Origin of the sequence: Bradyrhizobium sp. (assembly GCF_035652035.1) — a bacterium.
GTDB lineage: Bacteria > Pseudomonadota > Alphaproteobacteria > Rhizobiales > Xanthobacteraceae > Bradyrhizobium.
Window position 1 is genome coordinate 147,369 of sequence record NZ_DASREO010000091.1, and the last position, 20,426, is coordinate 167,794.

General features: G+C 61.6%; 22 protein-coding genes and 1 pseudogene. 11 read left to right on the forward strand and 12 right to left on the reverse strand.

The genetic code is table 11. The features are described 5' to 3' along the window. Nucleotides 1-6 precede the first annotated feature (6 nt). From VFB05_RS24600 to VFB05_RS24615, 4 genes are all read right to left on the reverse strand, one after another. Entirely contained in the window at nucleotides 7-333 is a 327-nt protein-coding gene (locus VFB05_RS24600) for a hypothetical protein (RefSeq protein ID WP_325017172.1), read from the reverse strand. Between the two features lie 86 nt (nucleotides 334-419). Then, nucleotides 420-872, reverse strand: a complete 453-nt coding sequence (locus VFB05_RS24605; protein WP_325017174.1) for an Hsp20 family protein — start codon at nucleotides 870-872, stop codon at nucleotides 420-422. 389 nt (nucleotides 873-1,261) lie between these two features. Next, nucleotides 1,262-1,501 carry a hypothetical protein gene (locus VFB05_RS24610; RefSeq protein ID WP_325017176.1) on the reverse strand — a complete coding sequence of 80 codons (240 nt, stop codon included), beginning with the start codon at nucleotides 1,499-1,501 and terminating at the stop codon, nucleotides 1,262-1,264. A gap of 175 nt (nucleotides 1,502-1,676) precedes the next feature. Beyond that, nucleotides 1,677-1,961 carry a hypothetical protein gene (locus VFB05_RS24615; protein WP_325017178.1) on the reverse strand — a complete coding sequence of 95 codons (285 nt, stop codon included), beginning with the start codon at nucleotides 1,959-1,961 and terminating at the stop codon, nucleotides 1,677-1,679. Nucleotides 1,962-2,751: 790 nt separating this feature from the next. Here VFB05_RS24615 and VFB05_RS24620 point away from each other — a divergent pair. From VFB05_RS24620 to VFB05_RS24630, 3 genes are read left to right on the forward strand one after another with little or no spacing between them, the layout of a single operon-like run. Then, on the forward strand, nucleotides 2,752-3,207 hold the full coding sequence (locus VFB05_RS24620) for a hypothetical protein (RefSeq protein ID WP_325017180.1): 456 nt from the start codon (nucleotides 2,752-2,754) through the stop codon (nucleotides 3,205-3,207). Beyond that, nucleotides 3,204-3,437 carry a hypothetical protein gene (locus tag VFB05_RS24625; RefSeq protein ID WP_325017182.1) on the forward strand — a complete coding sequence of 78 codons (234 nt, stop codon included), beginning with the start codon at nucleotides 3,204-3,206 and terminating at the stop codon, nucleotides 3,435-3,437. The genes VFB05_RS24620 and VFB05_RS24625 overlap by 4 nt, the downstream gene beginning before the upstream one ends. Further along, nucleotides 3,434-4,087: a hypothetical protein gene (locus VFB05_RS24630; RefSeq protein ID WP_325017184.1), complete on the forward strand. Its 654-nt coding sequence runs from the start codon at nucleotides 3,434-3,436 to the stop codon at nucleotides 4,085-4,087. Before VFB05_RS24625 ends, VFB05_RS24630 begins: the two co-directional genes overlap by 4 nt. A 5-nt stretch (nucleotides 4,088-4,092) precedes the next feature. Here the strand turns inward: VFB05_RS24630 and VFB05_RS24635 are convergent, their stop codons facing one another. Further along, nucleotides 4,093-4,782, reverse strand: coding sequence for a response regulator transcription factor (locus VFB05_RS24635; protein WP_325017187.1), 690 nt, complete (start codon nucleotides 4,780-4,782; stop codon nucleotides 4,093-4,095). A 288-nt stretch (nucleotides 4,783-5,070) separates the two neighbouring features. Continuing rightward, entirely contained in the window at nucleotides 5,071-6,156 is a 1,086-nt protein-coding gene (locus tag VFB05_RS24640; RefSeq protein ID WP_325017189.1) for a TIGR02281 family clan AA aspartic protease, read from the reverse strand. 144 nt (nucleotides 6,157-6,300) lie between these two features. On the opposite strand from VFB05_RS24640, the gene VFB05_RS24645 reads away from it, so the two are divergent. The 3 genes from VFB05_RS24645 to ahcY all read left to right on the forward strand — a co-directional run bounded on the left by VFB05_RS24645 (nucleotide 6,301) and on the right by ahcY (nucleotide 10,599). Further along, on the forward strand, nucleotides 6,301-7,656 hold the full coding sequence (locus VFB05_RS24645) for a hypothetical protein (protein ID WP_325017191.1): 1,356 nt from the start codon (nucleotides 6,301-6,303) through the stop codon (nucleotides 7,654-7,656). A gap of 60 nt (nucleotides 7,657-7,716) precedes the next feature. After that, nucleotides 7,717-8,979, forward strand: coding sequence for a methionine adenosyltransferase (gene metK / locus VFB05_RS24650; RefSeq protein ID WP_325017193.1), 1,263 nt, complete (start codon nucleotides 7,717-7,719; stop codon nucleotides 8,977-8,979). A 174-nt stretch (nucleotides 8,980-9,153) separates the two neighbouring features. Next, entirely contained in the window at nucleotides 9,154-10,599 is a 1,446-nt protein-coding gene (gene ahcY / locus VFB05_RS24655) for an adenosylhomocysteinase (protein WP_325017195.1), read from the forward strand. Between the two features lie 879 nt (nucleotides 10,600-11,478). On the opposite strand, the gene VFB05_RS24660 is transcribed toward ahcY, so the two are convergent. Then, a complete protein-coding gene (locus VFB05_RS24660) occupies nucleotides 11,479-12,381 on the reverse strand; it encodes a LysR family transcriptional regulator (protein WP_325017197.1) in 903 nt (300 codons plus the stop codon). Nucleotides 12,382-12,491: 110 nt separating this feature from the next. Between VFB05_RS24660 and VFB05_RS24665 the strand changes: the two genes are divergently transcribed. The 4 genes from VFB05_RS24665 (at nucleotide 12,492) to VFB05_RS24680 (ending at nucleotide 16,763) form a co-directional block, all read left to right on the forward strand. Beyond that, nucleotides 12,492-13,478, forward strand: coding sequence for an aldo/keto reductase (locus VFB05_RS24665; RefSeq protein WP_325017199.1), 987 nt, complete (start codon nucleotides 12,492-12,494; stop codon nucleotides 13,476-13,478). Nucleotides 13,479-13,494: 16 nt separating this feature from the next. After that, the gene (locus VFB05_RS24670) at nucleotides 13,495-14,694 is read left to right on the forward strand and encodes an arabinose transporter (RefSeq protein WP_325017201.1); all 1,200 of its coding nucleotides are present in this window, start codon (nucleotides 13,495-13,497) and stop codon (nucleotides 14,692-14,694) included. A 104-nt stretch (nucleotides 14,695-14,798) separates the two neighbouring features. Then, complete coding sequence (locus VFB05_RS24675; RefSeq protein ID WP_325017359.1) at nucleotides 14,799-15,218, forward strand: (R)-mandelonitrile lyase; 420 nt, start codon at nucleotides 14,799-14,801, stop codon at nucleotides 15,216-15,218. Nucleotides 15,219-15,452: 234 nt separating this feature from the next. Then, nucleotides 15,453-16,763 (forward strand): NRAMP family divalent metal transporter, encoded by a 1,311-nt coding sequence (locus tag VFB05_RS24680; RefSeq protein ID WP_414643313.1) that lies wholly within the window; start codon nucleotides 15,453-15,455, stop codon nucleotides 16,761-16,763. A gap of 5 nt (nucleotides 16,764-16,768) precedes the next feature. On the opposite strand, the gene VFB05_RS24685 is transcribed toward VFB05_RS24680, so the two are convergent. The 4 genes and pseudogenes from VFB05_RS24685 to VFB05_RS24700 form a co-directional block, all read right to left on the reverse strand. Further along, complete coding sequence (locus VFB05_RS24685) at nucleotides 16,769-17,221, reverse strand: DUF3147 family protein (RefSeq protein ID WP_325017203.1); 453 nt, start codon at nucleotides 17,219-17,221, stop codon at nucleotides 16,769-16,771. Beyond that, a complete protein-coding gene (locus VFB05_RS24690; RefSeq protein ID WP_325017205.1) occupies nucleotides 17,221-17,568 on the reverse strand; it encodes a DUF3147 family protein in 348 nt (115 codons plus the stop codon). The genes VFB05_RS24685 and VFB05_RS24690 overlap by 1 nt, the downstream gene beginning before the upstream one ends. 3 nt (nucleotides 17,569-17,571) lie before the next feature. Then, nucleotides 17,572-18,210 carry a phosphatase PAP2 family protein gene (locus tag VFB05_RS24695; RefSeq protein ID WP_325017208.1) on the reverse strand — a complete coding sequence of 213 codons (639 nt, stop codon included), beginning with the start codon at nucleotides 18,208-18,210 and terminating at the stop codon, nucleotides 17,572-17,574. Between the two features lie 115 nt (nucleotides 18,211-18,325). Then, nucleotides 18,326-18,523: pseudogene (locus VFB05_RS24700) on the reverse strand (DUF6496 domain-containing protein); the annotation flags it as partial. 166 nt (nucleotides 18,524-18,689) lie between these two features. On the opposite strand from VFB05_RS24700, the gene VFB05_RS24705 reads away from it, so the two are divergent. Next, complete coding sequence (locus VFB05_RS24705) at nucleotides 18,690-19,178, forward strand: ferritin-like domain-containing protein (RefSeq protein WP_325017210.1); 489 nt, start codon at nucleotides 18,690-18,692, stop codon at nucleotides 19,176-19,178. Between the two features lie 146 nt (nucleotides 19,179-19,324). Here the strand turns inward: VFB05_RS24705 and VFB05_RS24710 are convergent, their stop codons facing one another. Next, nucleotides 19,325-20,419 (reverse strand): enolase C-terminal domain-like protein, encoded by a 1,095-nt coding sequence (locus VFB05_RS24710; RefSeq protein ID WP_325017211.1) that lies wholly within the window; start codon nucleotides 20,417-20,419, stop codon nucleotides 19,325-19,327. Between the last annotated feature and the right edge of the window lie 7 nt (nucleotides 20,420-20,426).

A 20,426-nucleotide genomic window follows, 5' to 3' on the forward strand; every position in this document is an offset into this window, starting at 1 on the left:
AACTTCTCAGGCAGCGGCGCGCCGCTCGCACGAACGCAAGCGCATCGGCTTTCCGCCGGGCGGATGGCGCGGCCCGTCGTCGTCGAGGTTGCGCAAGGCCTCCAGTATCTCGTCGATATGAACCGGCGCTTTCAGGCCTTCAGGTGCGCGCAGCGCGGGGCAGGACGCAATCGCCGACGCATCCGATGCCCATGATGCGAGGATCGCGCGCTTTTCGCTCAGGCTGAGCGCTGGATTGGACACGACGTCTCGCGGGTGCGCGAACACGGTGCCCGGATGAAGGAGAGCATTGAAGTCGAATACGTTGTCGTGGTGTGCGGTCGTCGGCCGCATGGCTGCCTCCAATGTCGGACGCGTTGAGAGATTGCCGCGCGGGAAGATCCCGCGCGGCGGTGATCGATGCTGCCGCCAAGTCCGGTTCAGGCGGCTTTGGCCTCGATCTGGTTCACCTGGCTTGCGCTCGCACCGTTGATGGGAATGCGGCGCGGCTTCATCGTCTCGGGAATCTCGCGTTGGAGTTCGATCATCAGAAGCCCGTTTTCGAACCGGGCTTTCTTCACCTCGACATGGTCGGCCAGAGTGAACTGGCGCTTGAACGAGCGCGTCGAGATTCCCCGATGCACGAAGGTCTTCTCGTCCTTGTCGGACTTGCGGCCTTCCAGCGTAAGCACATTCTGCTCCACGCTCAGTGCAACCTCATCCGGCGAGAACCCGGCAAGGGCTACCGAAATCTGGAAACGGTTTTCGTCGAGCCGTTCGATGTTGTAGGGGGGATAGGTCTCTTCGGCGGTCCGCTGGACCTCGTCGAGAACGTCAAACAGGCGGTCGAAGCCAATCGTCGACCTCCACAGGGGAGTCCAATCATACCTCATAGCCAAATCCTCCAAAGAGCAAGTTGGGTACGAGCTGGCACCGGACACCTTGGCCGGCGCCCGCCTCAATCTCGGGGCCCGACAGGCGCCCCGGCCGCATTGCTTGCGGCGATGAAAAAAATTGTCGACGCGAAAAAAAGTTCAAGGGGGCAACGAAAAATTTTTTGAAGGCCCCCAATCTGGTTAATCGATGGTTTCGCTCGGCAGGCCGGCGAGCGCCAGGTTGCCGGGCGATGCGCTGGTCGCGAAATACTGAGCCGAAATATCAACCGAGGACGCGCCTGATGCGGCCTTGATACGGCAAGGCCGCCTGCGGCAACGTGCACGCGCCGCAGGCGGACCGCCTTTTCAGCTAATTCACCGCAACAGCGGTTCGGCTGATGCCGATGTTAGTCACAGACGCGATCGCGGACCGTGACGTCCTCACCATAGCGATTGGTGTGATGGCGGATAATGGTCCGGCAACCGCCGCCGTAGTCCCGGTCGCCGTAGTCCCGGTAGTAATGACGATGATAGGGATCGACGCGGACGCCGCCAGGGCCGACATCGAACTCGACCGCCTTCGCGGCAGTCAGTCCACCAGCCATCAGCATCAGTGCCGAGATGATCGTCAAAGCAGATCGTTTCATGGGATCGCTCCTCCTCTTCAGTGTCCCATGGGGGTCAAATGATCGGGAAGGCAATCGTTCCGCTGGAGGCGGGTTTTTGGCCGGGTCCTCTGTGCAGTTTTGCACTGTTCCCAATCGGGAAACCGCCAATTCGTCGCACCCTGCGCGACGAACCGATCATTTGGCGGCTAACCGATCATTTGCCCTTTGTCTGCTGCGTCGCGCTGTAGCAGGCGGGCGAGGATGCATTCTGCTGATTGCAGGTGGCGGGGTTGGTGGGGCTGCCGGCGGGCGTTGCGCTTGCCGAGGCGCCCTCGGGCGCGGCCTTTGGCTTGTTCTCGAGCTTGTTCTCTTCGGCAACCGTCGTGCCGCCGGAGATCCGCCCACGCGCCTGCTGAACCCAGACTTCGGAGGCCTGCGCCATGGACGTCGAAATCCATATCGCGATCGTCAGGCCGATCATCGCGCCGGAAACTCTCATTCGACTCTGCACGTTCGTCACGTCCTCATCCATTCGCCAATTCACCCAGATGCAATTTAGCCCAGCCGCTCGCGTTGTGTGAGTCCGTAAATCTGTTCGTGCAGCGGGACCAGCGTGAACGTCGTCATCACCAGGTCATCAAACTGAAAATCATCAGACCGAAAACGACTCATCGCAAACGCAAGCGTCATGATTTGCGTGAGTCGAACGAAGAGAGCGGAGCGCTGCTCGCTTGCGCGAGATTTCGGACGCGCTGCATCGCGTCTTTCGCGGCTCTCGTCACTAGTGGAATCGGAGCTCTAGTCCGAACGGACTAGTCAATAAGCCCCGAGAAAAAGACGCAATTTGAACGGTTTTGCCACGATTCATTCAGCTTCGACTTTGGGTTTGGCTGGAAGAGCGCTCGCGCATGATCGACAGCGACGTACCGCGAACTGAAGCTCCGCTGGACATCTGGCGGATGCCTTGTCGGAGATGCGCGGGGTACTGCCTCGTCTATTCAATCCTGGATTCGAAGCGTGGCAACACCGTTCGTTTGTACCGGTGTGCCGGATGCGGGGAACTTATTTGGGATGACGGCGCGAAGCCGATCTAGGTGCCGCGCCACAGAAAGATTTCGTGGGACCATTTAGGGGACGAGTTGGGTGGATCGATAACTTCTTCGGAAATTGAGAATTGCCGGGTGCAACAGCGTCCTCGAGCCACGGGGACGCCGGCTCGGCGATGCATGGGCTGGAGGCAGGAGCAGCCAGCTTTTTGAAGCGAGACAATTGCCAAGGGAGCAAAACCTATGAGACCACAGAATGCTGCGGCGAAGCCCTTCAACGTCGGAGAGATCGAAGGGGAAATCCACGAAGCGGTCATGCACAGGCCTCCGCACATCCAGCCGGTTGGGTCCGTCCCCCGGGCTCTGGCGGTCCCGGACTACGTCAACCATCACGAGGATGCGACCGAGATCGGCAAGCTCTCGGCTGAGGCCATCGTCAGGGAATACGAGGTGACCGCGAAAGAGATCGAAGCGATGGGCGAATTCGTCAAGGAGATGGCCTCGCGCTGCGAGCAACTCACCACGTCGGCCTCCGCCATGCTCAAGGACATCAAGGCGACCGCTGCGCGCTATCGCAAGGAGGGCAAGCGCATCTTCAACGAAATCGAATCCTGCTCCAGCGCGACGGACGAAGTCCGCCAGCTATGCGAGACGTTCAGGGACAGGATCGCGGCGAAATCCGCCGAGGGAGCTCCGTGATCCTGTATGGGGCGGTGCCGTACCTGCTGGTCGCGGCACTGCCCATCATCGTGCTGCTCTCGGTCATGCTTGGCGGTTGCGCGATGACGAGGACGGCCGGCGACCAGGCCACCCAGGCGCGGTCCTATTCCGAGGCGAACAGCAGGGCCGGCGAAGAACTGGTCAAGGAATTGGAGCGACGCGAGGCGAGGGCAGAACTGAAACGCATCGTTGACGAGGCACCGCGATGATTTGCGATTGCTGCCGGCGCGAGGTGGAATATGCCAAGGCATCGTTCTGGCATAACGATGCCCGGATCTGCGGCGAATGCCTCGCGCAATGGCGCGATCCCGATAATGTTTATACCTCCGGCGCGGGCGACGCGGCGAGTGTCGGAAACTATGTCAGACTACAACATGGTCTTCCGCCGCTCGCCGCAGCTCTGGCGATCCTGTTGCTGACCGGCGCGCCGGACGCGCGCGCGTCCCGTCATTGCCTCGACCAGGCCGAAGCGGCCAGGACATGGCCGGCGCAGGTCCTCGTGAGAGACGGTGACGGATGCTGGACCCACGACCGTCGTCCGCCTCGCCCGGAAACGCCCGCCGTGCCGCAGCAAGCGCCGGTGCCGGTGCAGATGCAGATACGAGAGGCAACGCTGGCGGATCGCTGGGTCGATGCGGGCATGCTTCGTCTCGACCTGCCTGAGACCGACCCGAAGCGCCCTTCGGAGACGCCATCGCCGCCCGGGCCGCTCGAGAGCACAAGGCAGCTCGCGCTGTTCGTCTGGATCGTGCTTGCGGTCACATCCGTGGTCGCAGTTGCGACCGGCGGGCGCCCCGGCGGGGTCTCGCGCCCGCGATGGCCGGACCGGAAGGCGCCTCACGGCGTCGGCAGAGGCTGAGGCTCTCAGCGCACCGTTTCGTCGGTCAGCAATATCGGAAGGCCGGCCTGCACATCACCCGCGTGATCGAACAGGCGATGGTTGAATGCCCAGATCGCGGCCTGCGTCCGGTTGTTGGCGCCAATTTTTCTCAGGATGGCCTTCACATGCGCCTTCACGGTCGGCTCCGCGATCCTGAAGAACCGCGCGGCCTGCTTGTTTGAATCCCCCCGGACGATGCGTTCAAGGATGGCGACCTCCCGAGCGGACAGCTTCATCGGCTGAGGCTCATCGGCCACATCCCATGGCGTCTCGGCGGAGAGGGAGGGCGACGGTCGCACTTCGCTTCTTGGTTGGCCTTCCAACTCAGTTCTTGGTTGGCTTTCCAACTCGGTTATTGGTTGGCTTTCCAGCTCAGTCCTTGGCTGGCTCCCCAGCGGCCAGAGACGGGCATCGATCAGAATAAGCTTGCCGTTGACGACCGCTTGCAGCGTGCTGACAAGGTCGCCGGGACTGACGGTATTAAAGAGCGCGGCGTTTGCTCCGTCTTCGAGTGCGCTCGCGAGCGAGCGTGGGTTGCTCTCGTCGGCAACCGCCACAATGTATGCGAGCGGATAGCGGCTCCGGATCTTGCTGCAAATGAGCGCCTGGTTGGCATCGACGGCCGCGATGAACAGGCTGGGCCCGTCGTCGGGGATACCGGTAAGATCCTCCAAGTCGATTGCGCAGCCGTGAGCACGAAAACGAGTCCTCGACAGTATTAGTCGAAGACCTTCCCGAAACAGGCCGTCACTTTGCAGGATATAGGTCGGTACAGCGGACTCACTCGACATACCCTAGCCGTTGCTCCAATGAACACACCACTCATTCTTCAGGAGCCCCTCTGCCAGTTGCCACCGACTTGAACATACATGCTGGGGTATATTTCGTAATAACTTAGGATAACTTTTGAGCTGCCCTAGTCTCGCCGCAATGGAACTCGCCGCCCTCCGCGGGTTCCAATTTCACTTCTTCGGCCGGCGGGTGTGAACTTCGACCATGCCGCCGGCCATCTGGACCTCGAACCGCGAGAGAAAGCTCATCCCGAGCAACCCGTCGACGCCGTTTCCATAGATTTTTTCGTCGTCCTGCACGGCGACAGGCACGTTGACCGCTTCCAGCCTGCCGAGTCTCACCTTCTCGGCGCGGGATAGCTTCGCCTTCACCGGCCCGTTGGCGGTGTTGACGGTAATTTCGCTCGCCTCAGTTTGCGGAATTTTGGCGCGGCTGGCAAAGGCCGCCTTCATGGCGACATAGGTTGCGCCGGTGTCGAGGATGAACAGTCCGCGTACGCCGTTGATTTCGGCCTTGACCGTGACGACGCCGCCTCGCGCCGGCATCGGAAAGCGTTCGGAGCGCGGCTCGGTTGACGACACGCAATTACCCTGCTGCTCGTAGTCGGCAATGATCTTTTGCGTCTGGCTGGTGTCGCGGGTTACCGGATCGAGCGCGACCCATTGATTGATCGGCGCGGTCGCTTCGCAGAACTCTTGCAGCGCGGCATAGGCGCTCGCCATCTTCAGGAAGACGCGACTGGAAATTTTCTTCTTGTCGGCGCCAAACAGCTCGATCGCGTCGGAATAGTCGGCCAGCGCGCGCTTGTGATCGCCGGCGCCGTCGAGCGCGATACCGCGCAGATAGTGAGCTTCACGGTCCGACGGCGCGCGGCGCACGTATTCGTCGGCGACTTCGACGGCCTTCGGATAATCGGTGATCTTCAGGTAGATATTGACCGATCGATTGAGCGCGGTCATCGGTGCGCCGCAACTAAGCACGAACTTGTATAGCCCATCGGCTGCCTGTCGCCGGTAACCCAGTCTGTCGAGCAATTGGGCCAGACCCTCGATGCTCTTCTGATCGCAGGGCTCGCGCTTGAGTTCTTGCAGGCGAAGCCAGACGTCGGGATCGCGCGTGGCCTGGACCGGCAGGGCGCCGATCCGCTCATAGACGCTTTCAAAAACCTCGTCGGGATTTTCGTCCAGATAGCCGGCGTGCGCGATTCCGCTTGCGGCCGTAAGCAGCAGCGCAGCAACGCAATATGACCTGAACATATTCGCCCCGAGGTATCGGACTTCGGCCCTGTATACCCATAAGTTTGGGCCGCGACCAAGTTGCGGGCGTTCCGGCGATGGGCACAGGTGGGCAGGGTGTGCTAGGAGTTTTTCGCCCCACCAGCATTTCCCATCTGCGTCCCGATGAAGAACGACCAGATCCTGGCTCACATCTCGGAGTTTTGCCGCCAGGCGGATATGGCCGAATCCACGTTCGGCCGTCGCGCCGTCAATGACGGCAAGCTGGTGCATCGTCTGCGCGAGGGCAAGCGCATCACCATCGACACGCTGGAGCGCATCCAGGCCTATATCGCCTCCGCCATGCCGGGCGGAATGCCGCCGCCGCGCGGTCTTGAAGTGGTGCCGGAAAAACGCGATCCACGCGGCAATTTCCGTTTCTTCGAAAACCGGCAGAAATACCTGTTGTTCGTCCACACCTGCAGCGAGAAGCGGGTGGTCGCGGCACGGGTGGCGCTGGAGCTGTCCGCCATCCATCCCCGTCCGCCGGCGCTTCGGGTGTTCGATGCCGGCTGCGGGGACGGCACGGTGCTGGCGCGGGTGATGCGGTCCATGCACACGCGCTTTCCGCACATGCCTTTTTATATCGCGGGCAAGGAGCTCTCCCTCGAGGACGTCCGCCTGACCCTGGAGAAGGTGCCGGACCGACTCTACGAGCACCCGGCGACCGTCTTTGTGCTCACGAATATGTACTACGCGGAGGCGCCCTGGCTGACTCCGGCCTCGCCCGCGGCCGCAGCCGGGATGATCTGGCATGAGGTGCCCCTGCGGGGGGACTCTTCCGGGGATTTCGAGGCCCAGATCGCCGAATTGGGGCCATTTCTGGAGCAGAACTGGCGGGCCAGCGTCGCGCCCCGTTCCGGCATGCCGATTTATGAGCGGCCGGTGGCGCTGGTGCTTTACCGGGAAGACCAGCGGTTTCTGCTTGATTCGATCATCCCCCGGGCCGGCCGGGCCGAGGCCAATTTCGACCTGATTATCGCATCCCAGCCATACCGGGCCAAATCGAGCGTGAATTTCCGTGCCAAACGCATTGTGGCGCCCCTGGGGCGGGCCTTGCGGGCCGGCGGGCGTTTGATCGGAATCCACTCCCACGGGCAGGATCCGGGGCTTGAAATCATCCAGGCGGTATGGCCGGGAGAAAACCCTTTCGCGGTCAGCCGTCATGAGCTATTGCGCGCGGTGAAATACGAGCTGGGATCGGCCGGGCGCGACCTTAACTTTAACGCCTATGCCGATAACCGTTCGGTCTTCCGGTATGATATGGAAGCGCTCCCCGACGAGGTTACCGGCTCGATAGGAACTTCGACGGCCTTTGCAGCATGGAATGCGGCGGTGTATGTCGCACAGATTGAAGACGACCGGTTGACGGAAATGACCCAGAGTGGCCGTTATCTCGAGGCCGTCAGAGAGGTTCTGCGCAAGCATAACGGGCTCTGGTTTTACGACGAATCCTACGTCATCTCGCGCCGTCGGGACTGACCTATCAGGACATTTGCAAAAACACACCGCCGGACACCGGCGGAAGAAGGGGCTACCTAGATGCGCGCGTCTTACCTGTTCACTTCTGAGTCGGTTTCCGAAGGCCATCCGGACAAGGTCTCCGACCAGATCTCCGATGCGATCCTCGATGCCTTCATCGAAAAGGACGTCAAGCTCGGCATCGCCGACGACAGCCTCGTCAACACGCGGCTCGGCTGCGAGACGCTGTGCACGACCAACAAGATCGTCATCGCCGGCGAGGGCCGTGGCCAGCTGTTCCGCGATATCCACGGCGTCTCCGTGGTCGATCGCGAACTGATCAGCCAGATCGCGCGCGATGTCGTCAGGGACATCGGCTACGACCAGAACGGCTTCTCCTATCACGGTGCCGACATCGAGGTGCTGCTGCATGGACAATCGCCCGACATCGCGATGGGCGTCGACGCCAAGAAAAAGAAGAGCGGCGAGGAAGAGGGCGCGGGCGACCAGGGCATGATGTTCGGTTACGCCTGCACCGAGAGCGAGGTCTACCAGAAGGGCTCGTTCATGCCGGCGCCGATCTTCTTCGCCCACCGCATCCTGAAGGTTCTGTCCGAGAAGCGCCGCAACGGCCAGCTCGCCGATCTGCAGCCCGACGCCAAGAGCCAGGTCACGGTGAAATATGTCGAGGGCAAGCCGGTCGGCTGCACCAAGGTCGTGGTCTCGACCCAGCACAATGAGAAGAGCCGCAACAACAAGAAGTACTCGCCCGGCCTGATCAAGGAGATGATCTCGACCGCGGTGGAATCGGCGCTGCCGAAGGGCTGGATGCCGCAGCGTCCGTCCGACTTCCTGGTCAATCCCACCGGCAACTTCGTGGTCGGCGGTCCCGACGGTGATTGCGGTCTGACCGGCCGCAAGATCATCGTTGATACCTATGGCGGCTATGCCCCGCATGGCGGCGGCGCGTTCTCCGGCAAGGACCCGACCAAGGTCGACCGCTCGGCCGCCTATGCCGCGCGCTACCTCGCCAAGAATGTGGTCGCGGCCGGCCTTGCCGAGCGCTGCACCATCCAGGTCGCTTATGCGATCGGCGTTGCCGATCCGATGTCGCTGCTGGTCGATACGCACGGCACCGGCAAGGTCGACGAGAAGAAGCTCGAGAAGGTGTTGCCGGAAATGTTCCGCCTGACGCCGACCAACATCCGCCGCACGTTGAAGCTCAACCGCCCGATCTATCGCAAGACCGCGTCCTACGGCCACTTCGGCCGCGCGGCGGAAAAGGACGGCAGCTTCTCCTGGGAGCGCACCGATCTCGCCGACGAGCTCAAGCGCGCGATGTGAGTATCTAGTGCGTCGCGACATATTTAAGTCGTCATGGCCGGGCTTGTCCCGGCCATCTACGTCTTTCTTGTCGTGGCCAAGACGTGGATGCCCGGGACAAGCCCGGGCATGACCAAGGCTTAATTCGGTCCGCTCGTCGGAAACGACGCTCAGATGAAGACAAAGGACAACCTTATGACCGCCACCGCCGTAAAGCCCGGTTTCACCGACTACATCGTCAAGGATATTTCGCTCGCCGAATTCGGCCGCAAGGAGCTCTCGCTGGCCGAGACCGAAATGCCGGGCCTGATGGCGACGCGCGAGGAATATGGCCCGAAGCAGCCCTTGAAGGGCGCGCGCATCGCAGGCTCCCTGCACATGACGATCCAGACCGGCGTCCTGATCGAGACGCTGGCTGCGCTCGGCGCCGATATCCGCTGGGTCTCGTGCAACATCTATTCGACGCAGGACCATGCGGCGGCCGCGATTGCCGCCGCCGGCATTCCCGTGTTCGCCGTCAAGGGCGAGACGCTGAAGGACTACTGGGACTACACGGCAAAACTGTTCGACTGGCATGGCGCAAAACCCGGTGAAGCCTTGCATCCCAACATGATCCTCGATGACGGCGGCGACGCCACCATGTACGTGCATCTCGGCCTCAAGGCCGAGAACGGCGATGCGGCCTTCCTCGACAAGCCCGGTTCGGAAGAAGAGGAAGTGTTCTTTGCGCTGCTCAAGAAGCAGCTCAAGGAGAAGCCGAAGGGCTACTTCGCCGGTATCGCCAAGTCGATCCTGGGTGTTTCCGAAGAAACCACCACCGGCGTGCACCGTCTCTACGACATGCAGAAGGCCGGGACGCTGCTGTGGCCCGCCATCAACGTCAACGACAGTGTCACCAAGTCGAAGTTCGACAACCTCTACGGCTGCCGTGAATCGCTGGTCGACGGCATCCGCCGCGGCACCGACGTGATGATGTCGGGCAAGGTAGCGATGGTTGCGGGCTTCGGCGACGTCGGCAAGGGCTCGGCGGCTTCGCTGCGCCAGGCCGGCTGCCGCGTCATGGTCTCCGAAGTCGATCCGATCTGCGCATTGCAGGCATCGATGGAAGGTTACGAGGTCACGACCATGGAAGACGCGGCGCCCCGCGCCGACATCTTTGTCACCGCGACCGGCAACAAGGACATCATCACTATCGAGCACATGCGCGCGATGAAGGACCGCGCCATCGTCTGCAACATCGGCCACTTCGACAACGAGATCCAGATCGCCCACTTGCGCAATCTGAAATGGACCAACATCAAGCCGCAGGTCGACGAGATCGAATTCCCCGACAAGCACCGCATCATCCTGCTCTCCGAAGGCCGCCTCGTGAACCTCGGCAATGCGATGGGCCATCCGTCCTTCGTGATGTCGGCGTCCTTCACCAACCAGACGCTGGCGCAGATCGAACTGTTCGCCAACAACAAGGACGGCAAGTACAAGAAGGAAGTCTATGTGCTGCCGAAGTCGCTGGACGAGAAGGTGGCGCGGCTGCATCTCGCCAAGATCGGCGTCAAGCTGACCGAATTGCGCAAGGACCAGGCCGACTATATCGGCGTCAAGGTGGAAGGCCCGTTCAAGTCGGATCATTACCGGTATTGATGCGACCTCATCCTGAGGAGCGGTGTGAGCCGCGTCTCGAAGGATGAGAGAAAAGGATCTCTCCGTAGTCGTCATGGCCGGGCTTCGTCCCGGCCATCTACGTCTTGGCCTCCAGAAGCGAAAGTAAGGCGTGGATGCCCGGCACATAGGCGAGCGGAAGCGACGCCGTTCTTCGAATGGCTATGGCCGGGCATGACAATTGTCCGTGTTCTCCCCATCGTCATTGCGAGCCAACGGGTCGCGCGAATGCGCGCCCGATGACAGGCTCCGCGAAGCAATCCAGGTCTTGCTTTTGCGAACTGGATTGCTTCGTCGCTTTCGCTCCACGCAATGACGTCAAGATACACCCCCGCGTTCTCGCGGCGCATCGCGCCCGAGTCCTGTTTCGGACAACCCTCAAGAAATCGAGGGCGCAGGGAATGCCGGGCGTCTGGCTCGCCCGCAGCCTCGTGCGCAAGAATAGAAAGCACACGAGTTAGTCACCACAGGTTCGCCGGAGCGGATCCAGCATTCCCTGCGCGAATGGTTTTAACGGCTGCTTCGTGCTCTCCCTGGTGATCGGGCTTTCTTGCCACCATCCCCGGCCCAACGCGCAAACGTTGTCGCCGGGTTGACACCAGCGTCGAGGTGTCAGGACCACACGACTTCACCGTCCGCGTCGCAAGCGCATCCGTCTGATGCGCGCTTCGCGTCCATCGCATCCCATGCCCAACGTCCGTGACGACGCGTACGCCCCTCTTGAAGAGCAAAGGACGCGCGGAAAGTGCCCGTGATTTGCCCGACGTCACAAGGATGCGCCCCTGCGGCGAATTGGCACGACGGGCAAATCAGCAGATTTGCGGGAGTGCAAAATCGCGGCGATGTCAATGATCGCCGAAGTCAAACTCGTCCTCTGTATCGAAGCGCTTCGACGACGAGCGAGAAGGCGGGCGAATGCTGGCGGCGGCTGGGGTAGTAGAGATGGTATCCGGCGAACGGCGGACACCAATCCGACAACACGCGGACAAGCTTGCCTTGCGAAACATAGCGCTGCACATGACCTTCGGTGAGGTATGCGAGGCCCAGACCTCTGAGTGCTCCTTGCAGGAGGAGACCCGCACTGTTGAACACCATCTGCCCTTCGACACGAACGTTGAGCTCGCGTCCGTTCTTTTCGAACTCCCAAGCATAGAGGCTGCCGCCATGCGTCGGCAGGCGCAGGTTGAGGCAGTTGTGGTTCGTCAACTCCTGTGGCGTCCTGGGCCGCTTGCGTTCGCCGAAGTAGGAAGGCGAACCCACAACGGCCATCCGGAGATCAGGGCTGACGCGAACGGCGATCATGTCCTTGGCAACCAGTTCGCCGGGGCGGATACCGGCATCGACTTGGGCTGCGACGATGTTGGTGAGTCCGTAATCGATTATCACCTCGACGCGAATATCGGGATATTTCGGCAGGATTTTCTCTAGAGCGGGCAGCACGATTTCGGCAGCAGCATACTCTGTCGCTGTCAGTCGAACGGTTCCGGCGGGCTTGTCGCGAAGTTCGCCGAGTGCAGCAAGCTCCGTGTCCATCTCGTTGAACCTGGGGCCGATGCTCAGGAACAGGCGCTCTCCAGCCTGGGTCGGGGTGACGCTGCGCGTTGTCCGATTCAGCAGCCTGACGCCAAGCCGCTCCTCGAGGTTTCTGACGATCTGGCTTAGAGCAGACTGCGTCATGCCGAGCTTCGCCGCGGCACGTGTGAAGCTACGTTCCCTCGCCACGGCGAGGAAGGCGACGAGATCGCTCGCGTCTTCCCGGTGCATTAAGTAGCCTTGCTAATAACGACATTAAAAATTTATCACCTAATCGCATGAGAGGGGAAGCCTTAGGTTCGGATCAGCGGGGCGGGCATGCTGATCTGGGAGTCCCTTCGATGGAATACAGGCACTTGGGCCGAACTGGCCTGAAAGTAAGCCGGCTTGCACTGGGCACCATGAATTTCGGCGAACTGACCGATCAAGCGGCCAGTTTTGCGATCATGGACGAAGCCCTCGACGGCGGAATCAATTTCTTCGATACGGCGGATGTCTATGGTGGTCCCCAATCGCCAGACATGATGAAGGGGTTCGGCATCTCCGAGGAGATCATCGGCCGTTGGTTAGGACAGGGCGGTCGACGCGAGAGAATCGTGCTGGCGACCAAGGTGTACCAGCCGATGGAGACCGGGCCGAACGATCGTCGGCTTTCCGCCTATCATATTCGCAGGGCCTGCGAGGCCAGCCTGCGGCGGCTGAGGACGGATCATATCGATATCTACCAGATGCATCACATCGACCGGGCGACGCCATGGGAAGAGATCTGGCAGGCGATGGAGCAACTGATCCGAGAGGGCAAGATCACCTATGTCGGCAGCAGCAACTTCGCGGGTTGGGATATCGCCGTCGCTCAATGCACAGCCGCCTCACGCAACCTGCTCGGGCTGGCATCCGAGCAAAGCCTGTACAATCTCGCTCAGCGCACCATTGAGCTCGAGGTGATCCCGGCGCTGCGCCACTTCGGCGTCGGCCTCATTCCATGGAGCCCGATCGGCATGGGGCTGTTGGGCGGCGTCCTGCGCAAGATCGCCAACGGACGCCGCGCGTCGCTATTGCTGCAGACGCGGATCGACAAACTGCGCCCGCAGCTTCAGGCCTATGAGGCGCTGTGCGACGAGCTCGGCCGGCCACCGTCCGACGTTGCGCTCGCTTGGGTGCTTCACAATCCCGTCGTGACCGCCGCGATCAGCGGACCGCGTACAGTAGAGCAACTCCGCCAGAATCAGGAGGCGGCCTCTCTCGCTCTCTCGGATGAAACGATGGCCAGACTCGACAAGATCTGGCCCGGTCCGGGCGGCGAGGCGCCGGTGGCCTATGCCTGGTAGAGGTGACAGCTCGTCGATGGCTGCGATCCTGGACAACAGGAAGAATTTCGTCGCAACCTCATTGCTGCCGATCATGGCGGTGGTCTTCGTTGCCTTTCTCGTCATCGGCCTTGCAATGCCGGTCCTTCCGATTCACGTGCATGATGGATTGGGACAAGGCACGTTCGTGGTCGGCCTCGTCGCCGGCAGTCAGTTTGTCGCGTCGCTGATTTCGCGGCCGTGGGCGGGCCACTATTCGGACGGAAGCGGAGCGAAGCTCGGCGTGATTGTCGGCCTGCTCGCGGCCGCCGCGTCCGGTCTGGTCTATCTGTTGTCGCTGGGCTTTAGCGGTTCTCCGCCGAGCTCGGTCGCGATTCTCCTGCTCGGGCGTGGATTGCTCGGCGGGGCAGAGAGCTTCATCATCACGGCTGCTGTGAGCTGGGGGCTTGCGCTGGTCGATCCCGGCAGCACAGGCAAGGTCATCGCCTGGGTGGGATCGGCGATGTTCGCGGCCTTCGCGATCGGCGCGCCGGCCGGCTCCGCGCTCTATGCTGCCCATGGTTTTGCGGCGATCGCAGCAGCGACTGCGATAGCGCCCTTGGCTGCGCTGTTACTGGTAGCTTTGCTTCCCGAGGTCGATCCGGTGCAGCATGCCCGTGCCTCATTCGGCAAGGTAATTGGCGCCGTTTGGATACCGGGCTTCGGCTCGGCGCTCGGCAGCGTGGGGTTTGGCGCAGTGACAACGTTCGTTGCGTTGCTGTTCGCGTACCGCGGCTGGGCCAACGGGTGGCACGCCTACACCGCCTATGCCGTCGCCTTCATTCTCGCGCGGATATTCTTTAGCCATTTGGCGGACAGCATTGGCGGTGCAAAGGTCGCGCTGGTCTGTGCGTTGATCGAAGCGGTCGGTCAGGCGTTGATCTGGCTCGCGGTTCGACCCGAGATGGCGCTGGCCGGCGCCGCGCTCACCGGGTTCGGCTTCTCGTTGGTTTATCCCGGCTTTGGCGTGGAAGCGGTGCGCCGCGTCCCGGCTCAGAGCCGAGGGTTGGCGATGGGCGCTTACACCGCCTTCCTTGATCTGGCCCAGGGGCTCGCCAGTCCCGCGCTCGGACTGATCGCGAGCGGAGCGAGACTGAATGTACTGTTTCTCGCCAGCGCCATCACTGTGCTCTGTGCTGTGTTCGTCGCATGGTGGCTTATGGCGTACCCGGAGAATGTTGAAGGAAACCCGCGATGATCACGCGCAGGGGCGCATTGATCTGCGGCGGCACCGCCGCCTTGCTCGCAGTTGGCCGGACGCAGGCGCAAGCATCCGAACGAAAGAAGGAGACTTATATGGACATTGATATCAATCGAAACGGCTCGCGGCCCTCGCAGAAAGGTCCGGACGTCTGGTTTACCGGAACGGTTCGGATCGACCCACTGTTTCAGGCATCGGCGCCCGCACGGGCCGCCGGCGCTCTGGTCACATTCGAGCCCGGTGCGCGTACTGCCTGGCACACCCATCCGCTGGGGCAAACCTTGATCGTCACGGCCGGCCTTGGCCTGGTGCAGCGAGAGGGTGGCCCGATCGAGGAGATCCGGCCCGGTGACGTCGTGTGGTTTCCACCGGGATTAAAGCACTGGCACGGTGCTTCACCGACGACAGCGATGACGCACATCGCGATCCAGGAATCCCTGGACGGCAAGGTCGTCGACTGGATGGAAAAGGTCAGCGACAAACAATATCGGAAGTGCGGCGCAACCGCGGCGAACTGTTGAAGCTGACAAGAGGGACGGTTTGCCGGCTCTTTATTTTGCGGAAGGAACAGCAGAGTCAGACCAGGTGGTGCCTGACCGCCTCTTCATCCCATTCGAGCCCGAGGCCAGGTGCGTCGGAGAAACGTCGGGGGAGCTGAGCTCGGAACCCCGGAGGGCTCCGAAGCGTTTTTTGCGCGGTTCATTCGCGAAAAGCACCTCGGCGGTTTTGGCCAAGGTCTGGGAGGAGAGGGAGATGTGAGCGACGGCGTTTCATTGCCCAAGGTTGAAAAGCCAAAATCTTTTCGATTAAAAAATGCGTTCAAGTTGCTCGGTCCCGGCCTGATTACCGGCGCGTCTGACGACGATCCATCCGGCATCGGCACCTATTCGCAAGCGGGCGCGCAGCTTGGCTTCGGCATCAGCTGGACGATGCTCCTGACCTATCCGTTGATGGCCGCGATTCAGGAAATCTCGGCGCGGATCGGACGCGTCACCGGCCACGGCATCGCCGGAAACGTATGTCGGCATTTGCCGACGTCCTTGCTCTGGCCCTTGCTGGCGATGTTGTTCGTCGCCAACACCGTCAACATCGGCGCCGACCTTGGCGCCATGGCGGATGCACTTGCGCATCTGATCAGGGGGCCGCGCATCCTCTATATTGTGGCCTTCGGCGTTGGCTCGATCGTGGCGCAAATCTTCTTTGATTACAGGCGCTACGTCCTGGTCCTCAAATGGCTCACGCTTTCGCTCTTTGCCTATATCATCACGCTCGGTTTTACCCATGTGCCGTGGGGCGAGGCGCTCGAAGGGCTCGTTGTCCCTCAAGTTCGATGGTCGAGCGATTTCCTGACCACGCTTGTCGCGATCCTCGGCACCACGATCTCGCCCTATCTCTTCATTTGGCAGTCGTCGCAGGAAGCGGAGGAGCAACGCATCGACAAGAGCAAAAAGCCGCTCAAGCAGGACGGGCGAGGCGCGCCGGCCGAACTCAGGCGCATTCGGGCCGACACGCTTGTCGGTATGGGCTTTTCCAACGGCATCGCCATCGCCATCATCATCACGACTGCCGCGACCCTGCATGCGCATGGCATCACGGATGTGCAAAGCTCGACGCAAGCAGCCGAAGCATTGAAGCCGCTCGCGGGAGACGCGGCCGGCCTCCTGTTTGCGCTTGGCATTATCGGCACCGGCCTGTTGGCGATCCCGGTGTTGGCGGGCTCGGCGGCCTACGCCATCGGCGAGGGGCGCAAATGGCCGGTCGGTCTCGACCGCAAGCCGAAAGAGGCGGCCGCCTTCTATCTCGTGCTCGCCGTCTCGGGCCTGCTCGGCATCGGGCTTAATTTCATGCCGATGGATCCAATCAAGGCGCTTTACTGGAGCGCGGTCGTCAATGGCGTGCTGGCTGCGCCCGTCATGATCCTGCTCATGCTCATGGTCCGCCAACCCGAAATCATGGGGAGGTTTGTCGTCAAAGGTCCACTGTACTGGCTCGGCTGGGCTTCGACCGCAGCAATGGGATTGTGTACGCTTGGCATGTTGGCAAGTCTTGTAACAGGAAACCAGTAGCTCGCTTAGTTGCGTCGAGGAAGCGTTCTCCCGCGGGTGATACGAACGTATCGGCGTGCCCACCAGAAGCCTGCCGAAACCAGCAGCCAGACAAGGCTCGCGGTTATGAAGGCCCCAGGCTCGCTTGTCTCGACCAGCAAATAGAAACAGGCCGCAAAAGCCAGCATGCCGACGCTCCCCAGCGCTGCGCCCGCGGCGTCGAGTGCGGCGGCTTCCCGGCCGCGTCGCCTGCCTTCCAGCCCGGCCCGCTGCTTTCGCGCTGACTCGTGCTTCTCGATAAGGGTCGCACTTGCGCAAAAGATCGCGGGGAGCGCCAGGAACAGTCCACCGATCGAAGGCCCAAAGGCGCGGCTGACCAGTCCCGTCGCAACCGTCGCCAATCCGCCCAAGGCAAAGCGGACAAGATATTCATGCCATTGCACATCTCTAAGCGACGAGAGGGAAAGGCGCACCAGCATCACGCGCCTCCGAAGACAAGAAAGTGAAGGCAAAAAGCGGCGGCCAGCCACAGCGCAAAAGCAAGAAGCGTTGCCGGAAGCGCAGCTATGCGCGCGCGCATCAAGAGCTGGCAAACCGCGACGCTATAAACTGCAAGAGCGAGCGCACCCAGCATCATCGCGCGGCTTTGAACGGCCGCATAGCTGCTGCCGTGTTGGAAGAGGGCGATGCCGAGGGTTGCAAGCGCAACCGAAGGCGCGGCGCCAAAGAGGCCTGCAAAGCTCTTTGGCCGCAGCGCATCGCCCAGCACTGCGAAAATCGAAACGACGGCCCCGCCGAGGAAGAACCGTACCGCATATTCGGCCATGCTTCACCCTTTGAACGCTTCCCCATTGGTGAAGAGAGAACTTTTGGAGCCGGCGGCGGGCTCGTTCAATCCCTCGGGATAGCGCGTCAGACGGCGCATCGCTCTTTCCACCGCCGCGCCCAAGGCGAAACCCGCTGCCACATCGCTTGCCCAATGTGCAAGGACCGCAATCCGCGTAAGCGAAAGAAAAGTTGCAAGCGCAATGCCCAGTCCCCGCCATCCCCGCGGCCAGGATTGCGCCGCGGCGGCGAGGGCACCCATGTGCAAGGCATGGCCGGAAGGAAACGCGTCATCGGCGTGGCCCGAAAGCGGGATGCCGCGCAAATGTCCTTTGACGGTGAGACGATCGGGTCGGACCTGATTGAAGCAGCGCTTGAAAAGATGTGGCAGGAAAGAGACCGTTGCCGTCACGAGAAGCGCATGGTTGCCGGCGCGCTTGAGCGGAGGCGGTTTGTCACGGGTCAGCAACCAGCAGATGCCCGCGAGTACCAGCAGGACCCTTTCATCGGCACCATAAGTCAAGGCGTCCGCGACCTTCTCGGGGACGGGGCGCGTGTGCCTTGCAATCCCGCGCGCTATCGTGACGTCCGTTCGTGTCGGCTTGACGCGTAGCGGACCCATGGTTCGCACAACCTCTCTCATTCTGGACCGACCTGAAACCTCGGAGTGTGGCTGTCGCTTCCCCCCGCAAGGAGCGCCGCGCCACGGCGCACGAACAGAAAGGACATGAAAGACAGCCGTCTCTTCAGGGCTATTTCTTTTTGGGTACCTTCTTGCCCTTTTTGCGCGCCTTGGAGAGGCCGATGGCGATGGCCTGCTTGCGGCTCTTGACCTTGCCGCCCTTGCCGCCGCGGCCGCTTTTGGCGGTGCCCTTCTTGTAGCGCCGCATCTCGCTTCCGACGTCCTTGCCAGAACCCTTCGAATACTTCCGCTTCTTCTTCGCCTTGCGGGCCATCTTTGGCATCTCCCAAAAGGAAGGAAGCCAAAGCGGCCGTCAAAGTTCCAAGCTGTCGTGTGCGTTGCCGCTGCGCCGCTCTCATCATCTAGCAGAAGGGCGGTGCGAGGAACTTCAGCGGGTGTGACGTCGTTGGCGATCACACCCTTCCAAGGAGATTAAAACCATGGCTGAAAAGGATCTGCTCGCATTGTTCGTCGAAACACTGAAGGACATCTACTACGCCGAAAAGCAAATCTATAAGGCCTTGCCAAAGATGGCCAAGGCCGCGGAATCAACCGCGCTGCGAAAAGCGTTCGAAAAACACCACGACGAGACCGAAGGACAAATCGAACGGCTCGAGCAAATCTTCGAACTTCTGCACAAGCCCGCACGCGGCAAGAAATGCGATGCGATCGAGGGCATTCTCGATGAAGGCAAGGAGATCATGGAGGAGTATGAAGGGACGCCGCCGCTGGATGCGGGGCTGGTTTCCGCTGCGCAAGCCGTCGAACACTACGAGATCGCGCGCTATGGCACCCTGAAAACCTGGGCGTCGCAGCTCTCCATGGCGGAGGCGGTACGTCTGATCGATGAGACTCTGGACGAGGAGAAAAAGACCGACGAAGCGCTGACCAAGCTCGCTGTCTCGGCCGTCAATGCCGAAGCTGCATGAGGTCACGCAATTGAGCATCCCAATCCGCGCTCCCCCGGCGATCAGACACCAGCGGCGGCGAGGGCGCGGATCGCGAGACCCCCGGCGGTCTTGCCGTTGGTCTTGCCCATCGCCACGAGCGCCAGCACTTTGCGCTCGCAGCAGCGTCAGACCAGGTGATGCCTGACCGCGTCTTCATCCCATTCAAGCCCGAGGCCAGGTGCGTCGGGGATGTGCAACAATCCGCCCTTGATCTGGTAGGGCGTCTTGAGAATCGGATTTGCCCAATCCTGCCATTCGAGCCAGTGCGCGGTTTCGGTGACGCGCATCACGTGCGCTGCGACCTCAGGATAGAGGTGCGTTGACATCGGCACGCCCGCGCCACCTGCAATCGCCGCCGCCCTCATCCAGCCGGTGACGCCGCCAATGCGCATGAAGTCCGGCATCACGAGGTCGCACGCGCTTCTTTGAATGGCCTTGTGCATCTCGCGGGGGCCATAGAAGTTCTCGCCGATCTGCAGTGGGGTTTTCAACTCGGCCGCGAGCTTGGCATAGCCGTCGAGGTTGTCGTAAAGGATCGGCTCCTCGATCCAGGCAAGGCCGCTGTCATCGATCGCATGACATCGCCGCAGCGCATCGGAAAGATCAAGGCCCTGATTGAAATCGACCATCAGTTCGATCTCGTCGCCCAGCGCCTTGCGGACCGCATCCAGCGCCGCAAGATCGTCCGATACGCGCGGCCGGCCCATGCGCAGCTTGAGCGCGGTAAAGCCGCCTTCGTCTCTCAATTCCTTGGCTTCCGCGGCAAGCGCGGCCGGCTCCCTCAGCCAGAGACCGTTGCTGTTGTATGATTTCACCGCGCCGACCGAACCGCCAAGCAGCACGCAAAGCGGAAGGTCGGCGGCTTTTGCCAGCGCATCCCAGGCTGCCATATCGAGGCCGGAGGCCGCGATCAGCGAAAGGCCCTCATAGCCGACGAAGTGAAGCGATTTCCTGGCAGCATCGAACAGTTCGACCGGCGCAACAATGCGGCCCTTCAACAGCGCCCCGAGGTCATTGAGCGCAGGCACCAGGTAACGCATCGACTTGACGACGTAGGGCTCGAGGTAGGCGCGCCCGACGATACCTTCTTCCGTCAACAGGTCGATCAGGATCATCGGCCACTCGGTGATAGTGGCGATCTTCGCAATGACCGGCCGCTTCAGCTTGAGCACGACCGGCCGCGCCGTAATTCCTCTCAACGTCAAGCGAGTGGATGACATCGGGGTC

Excerpts from the sequence above, each read along its gene's own strand:
- VFB05_RS24600 (WP_325017172.1), bottom strand. The coding sequence starts at position 333 with ATGCGGCCGACGACCGCACACCACGACAACGTATTCGACTTCAATGCT.
- VFB05_RS24605 (WP_325017174.1), bottom strand. The coding sequence starts at position 872 with ATGAGGTATGATTGGACTCCCCTGTGGAGGTCGACGATTGGCTTCGAC.
- VFB05_RS24610 (WP_325017176.1), bottom strand. The coding sequence starts at position 1,501 with ATGAAACGATCTGCTTTGACGATCATCTCGGCACTGATGCTGATGGCT.
- VFB05_RS24615 (WP_325017178.1), bottom strand. The coding sequence starts at position 1,961 with ATGAGAGTTTCCGGCGCGATGATCGGCCTGACGATCGCGATATGGATT.
- VFB05_RS24620 (WP_325017180.1), top strand. The coding sequence starts at position 2,752 with ATGAGACCACAGAATGCTGCGGCGAAGCCCTTCAACGTCGGAGAGATC.
- VFB05_RS24630 (WP_325017184.1), top strand. The coding sequence starts at position 3,434 with ATGATTTGCGATTGCTGCCGGCGCGAGGTGGAATATGCCAAGGCATCG.
- VFB05_RS24640 (WP_325017189.1), bottom strand. The coding sequence starts at position 6,156 with ATGTTCAGGTCATATTGCGTTGCTGCGCTGCTGCTTACGGCCGCAAGC.
- VFB05_RS24645 (WP_325017191.1), top strand. The coding sequence starts at position 6,301 with ATGAAGAACGACCAGATCCTGGCTCACATCTCGGAGTTTTGCCGCCAG.
- metK (WP_325017193.1), top strand. The coding sequence starts at position 7,717 with ATGCGCGCGTCTTACCTGTTCACTTCTGAGTCGGTTTCCGAAGGCCAT.
- ahcY (WP_325017195.1), top strand. The coding sequence starts at position 9,154 with ATGACCGCCACCGCCGTAAAGCCCGGTTTCACCGACTACATCGTCAAG.
- VFB05_RS24660 (WP_325017197.1), bottom strand. The coding sequence starts at position 12,381 with ATGCACCGGGAAGACGCGAGCGATCTCGTCGCCTTCCTCGCCGTGGCG.
- VFB05_RS24665 (WP_325017199.1), top strand. The coding sequence starts at position 12,492 with ATGGAATACAGGCACTTGGGCCGAACTGGCCTGAAAGTAAGCCGGCTT.
- VFB05_RS24670 (WP_325017201.1), top strand. The coding sequence starts at position 13,495 with ATGGCTGCGATCCTGGACAACAGGAAGAATTTCGTCGCAACCTCATTG.
- VFB05_RS24685 (WP_325017203.1), bottom strand. The coding sequence starts at position 17,221 with ATGCTGGTGCGCCTTTCCCTCTCGTCGCTTAGAGATGTGCAATGGCAT.
- VFB05_RS24690 (WP_325017205.1), bottom strand. The coding sequence starts at position 17,568 with ATGGCCGAATATGCGGTACGGTTCTTCCTCGGCGGGGCCGTCGTTTCG.
- VFB05_RS24695 (WP_325017208.1), bottom strand. The coding sequence starts at position 18,210 with ATGAGAGAGGTTGTGCGAACCATGGGTCCGCTACGCGTCAAGCCGACA.
- VFB05_RS24705 (WP_325017210.1), top strand. The coding sequence starts at position 18,690 with ATGGCTGAAAAGGATCTGCTCGCATTGTTCGTCGAAACACTGAAGGAC.
- VFB05_RS24710 (WP_325017211.1), bottom strand. The coding sequence starts at position 20,419 with ATGTCATCCACTCGCTTGACGTTGAGAGGAATTACGGCGCGGCCGGTC.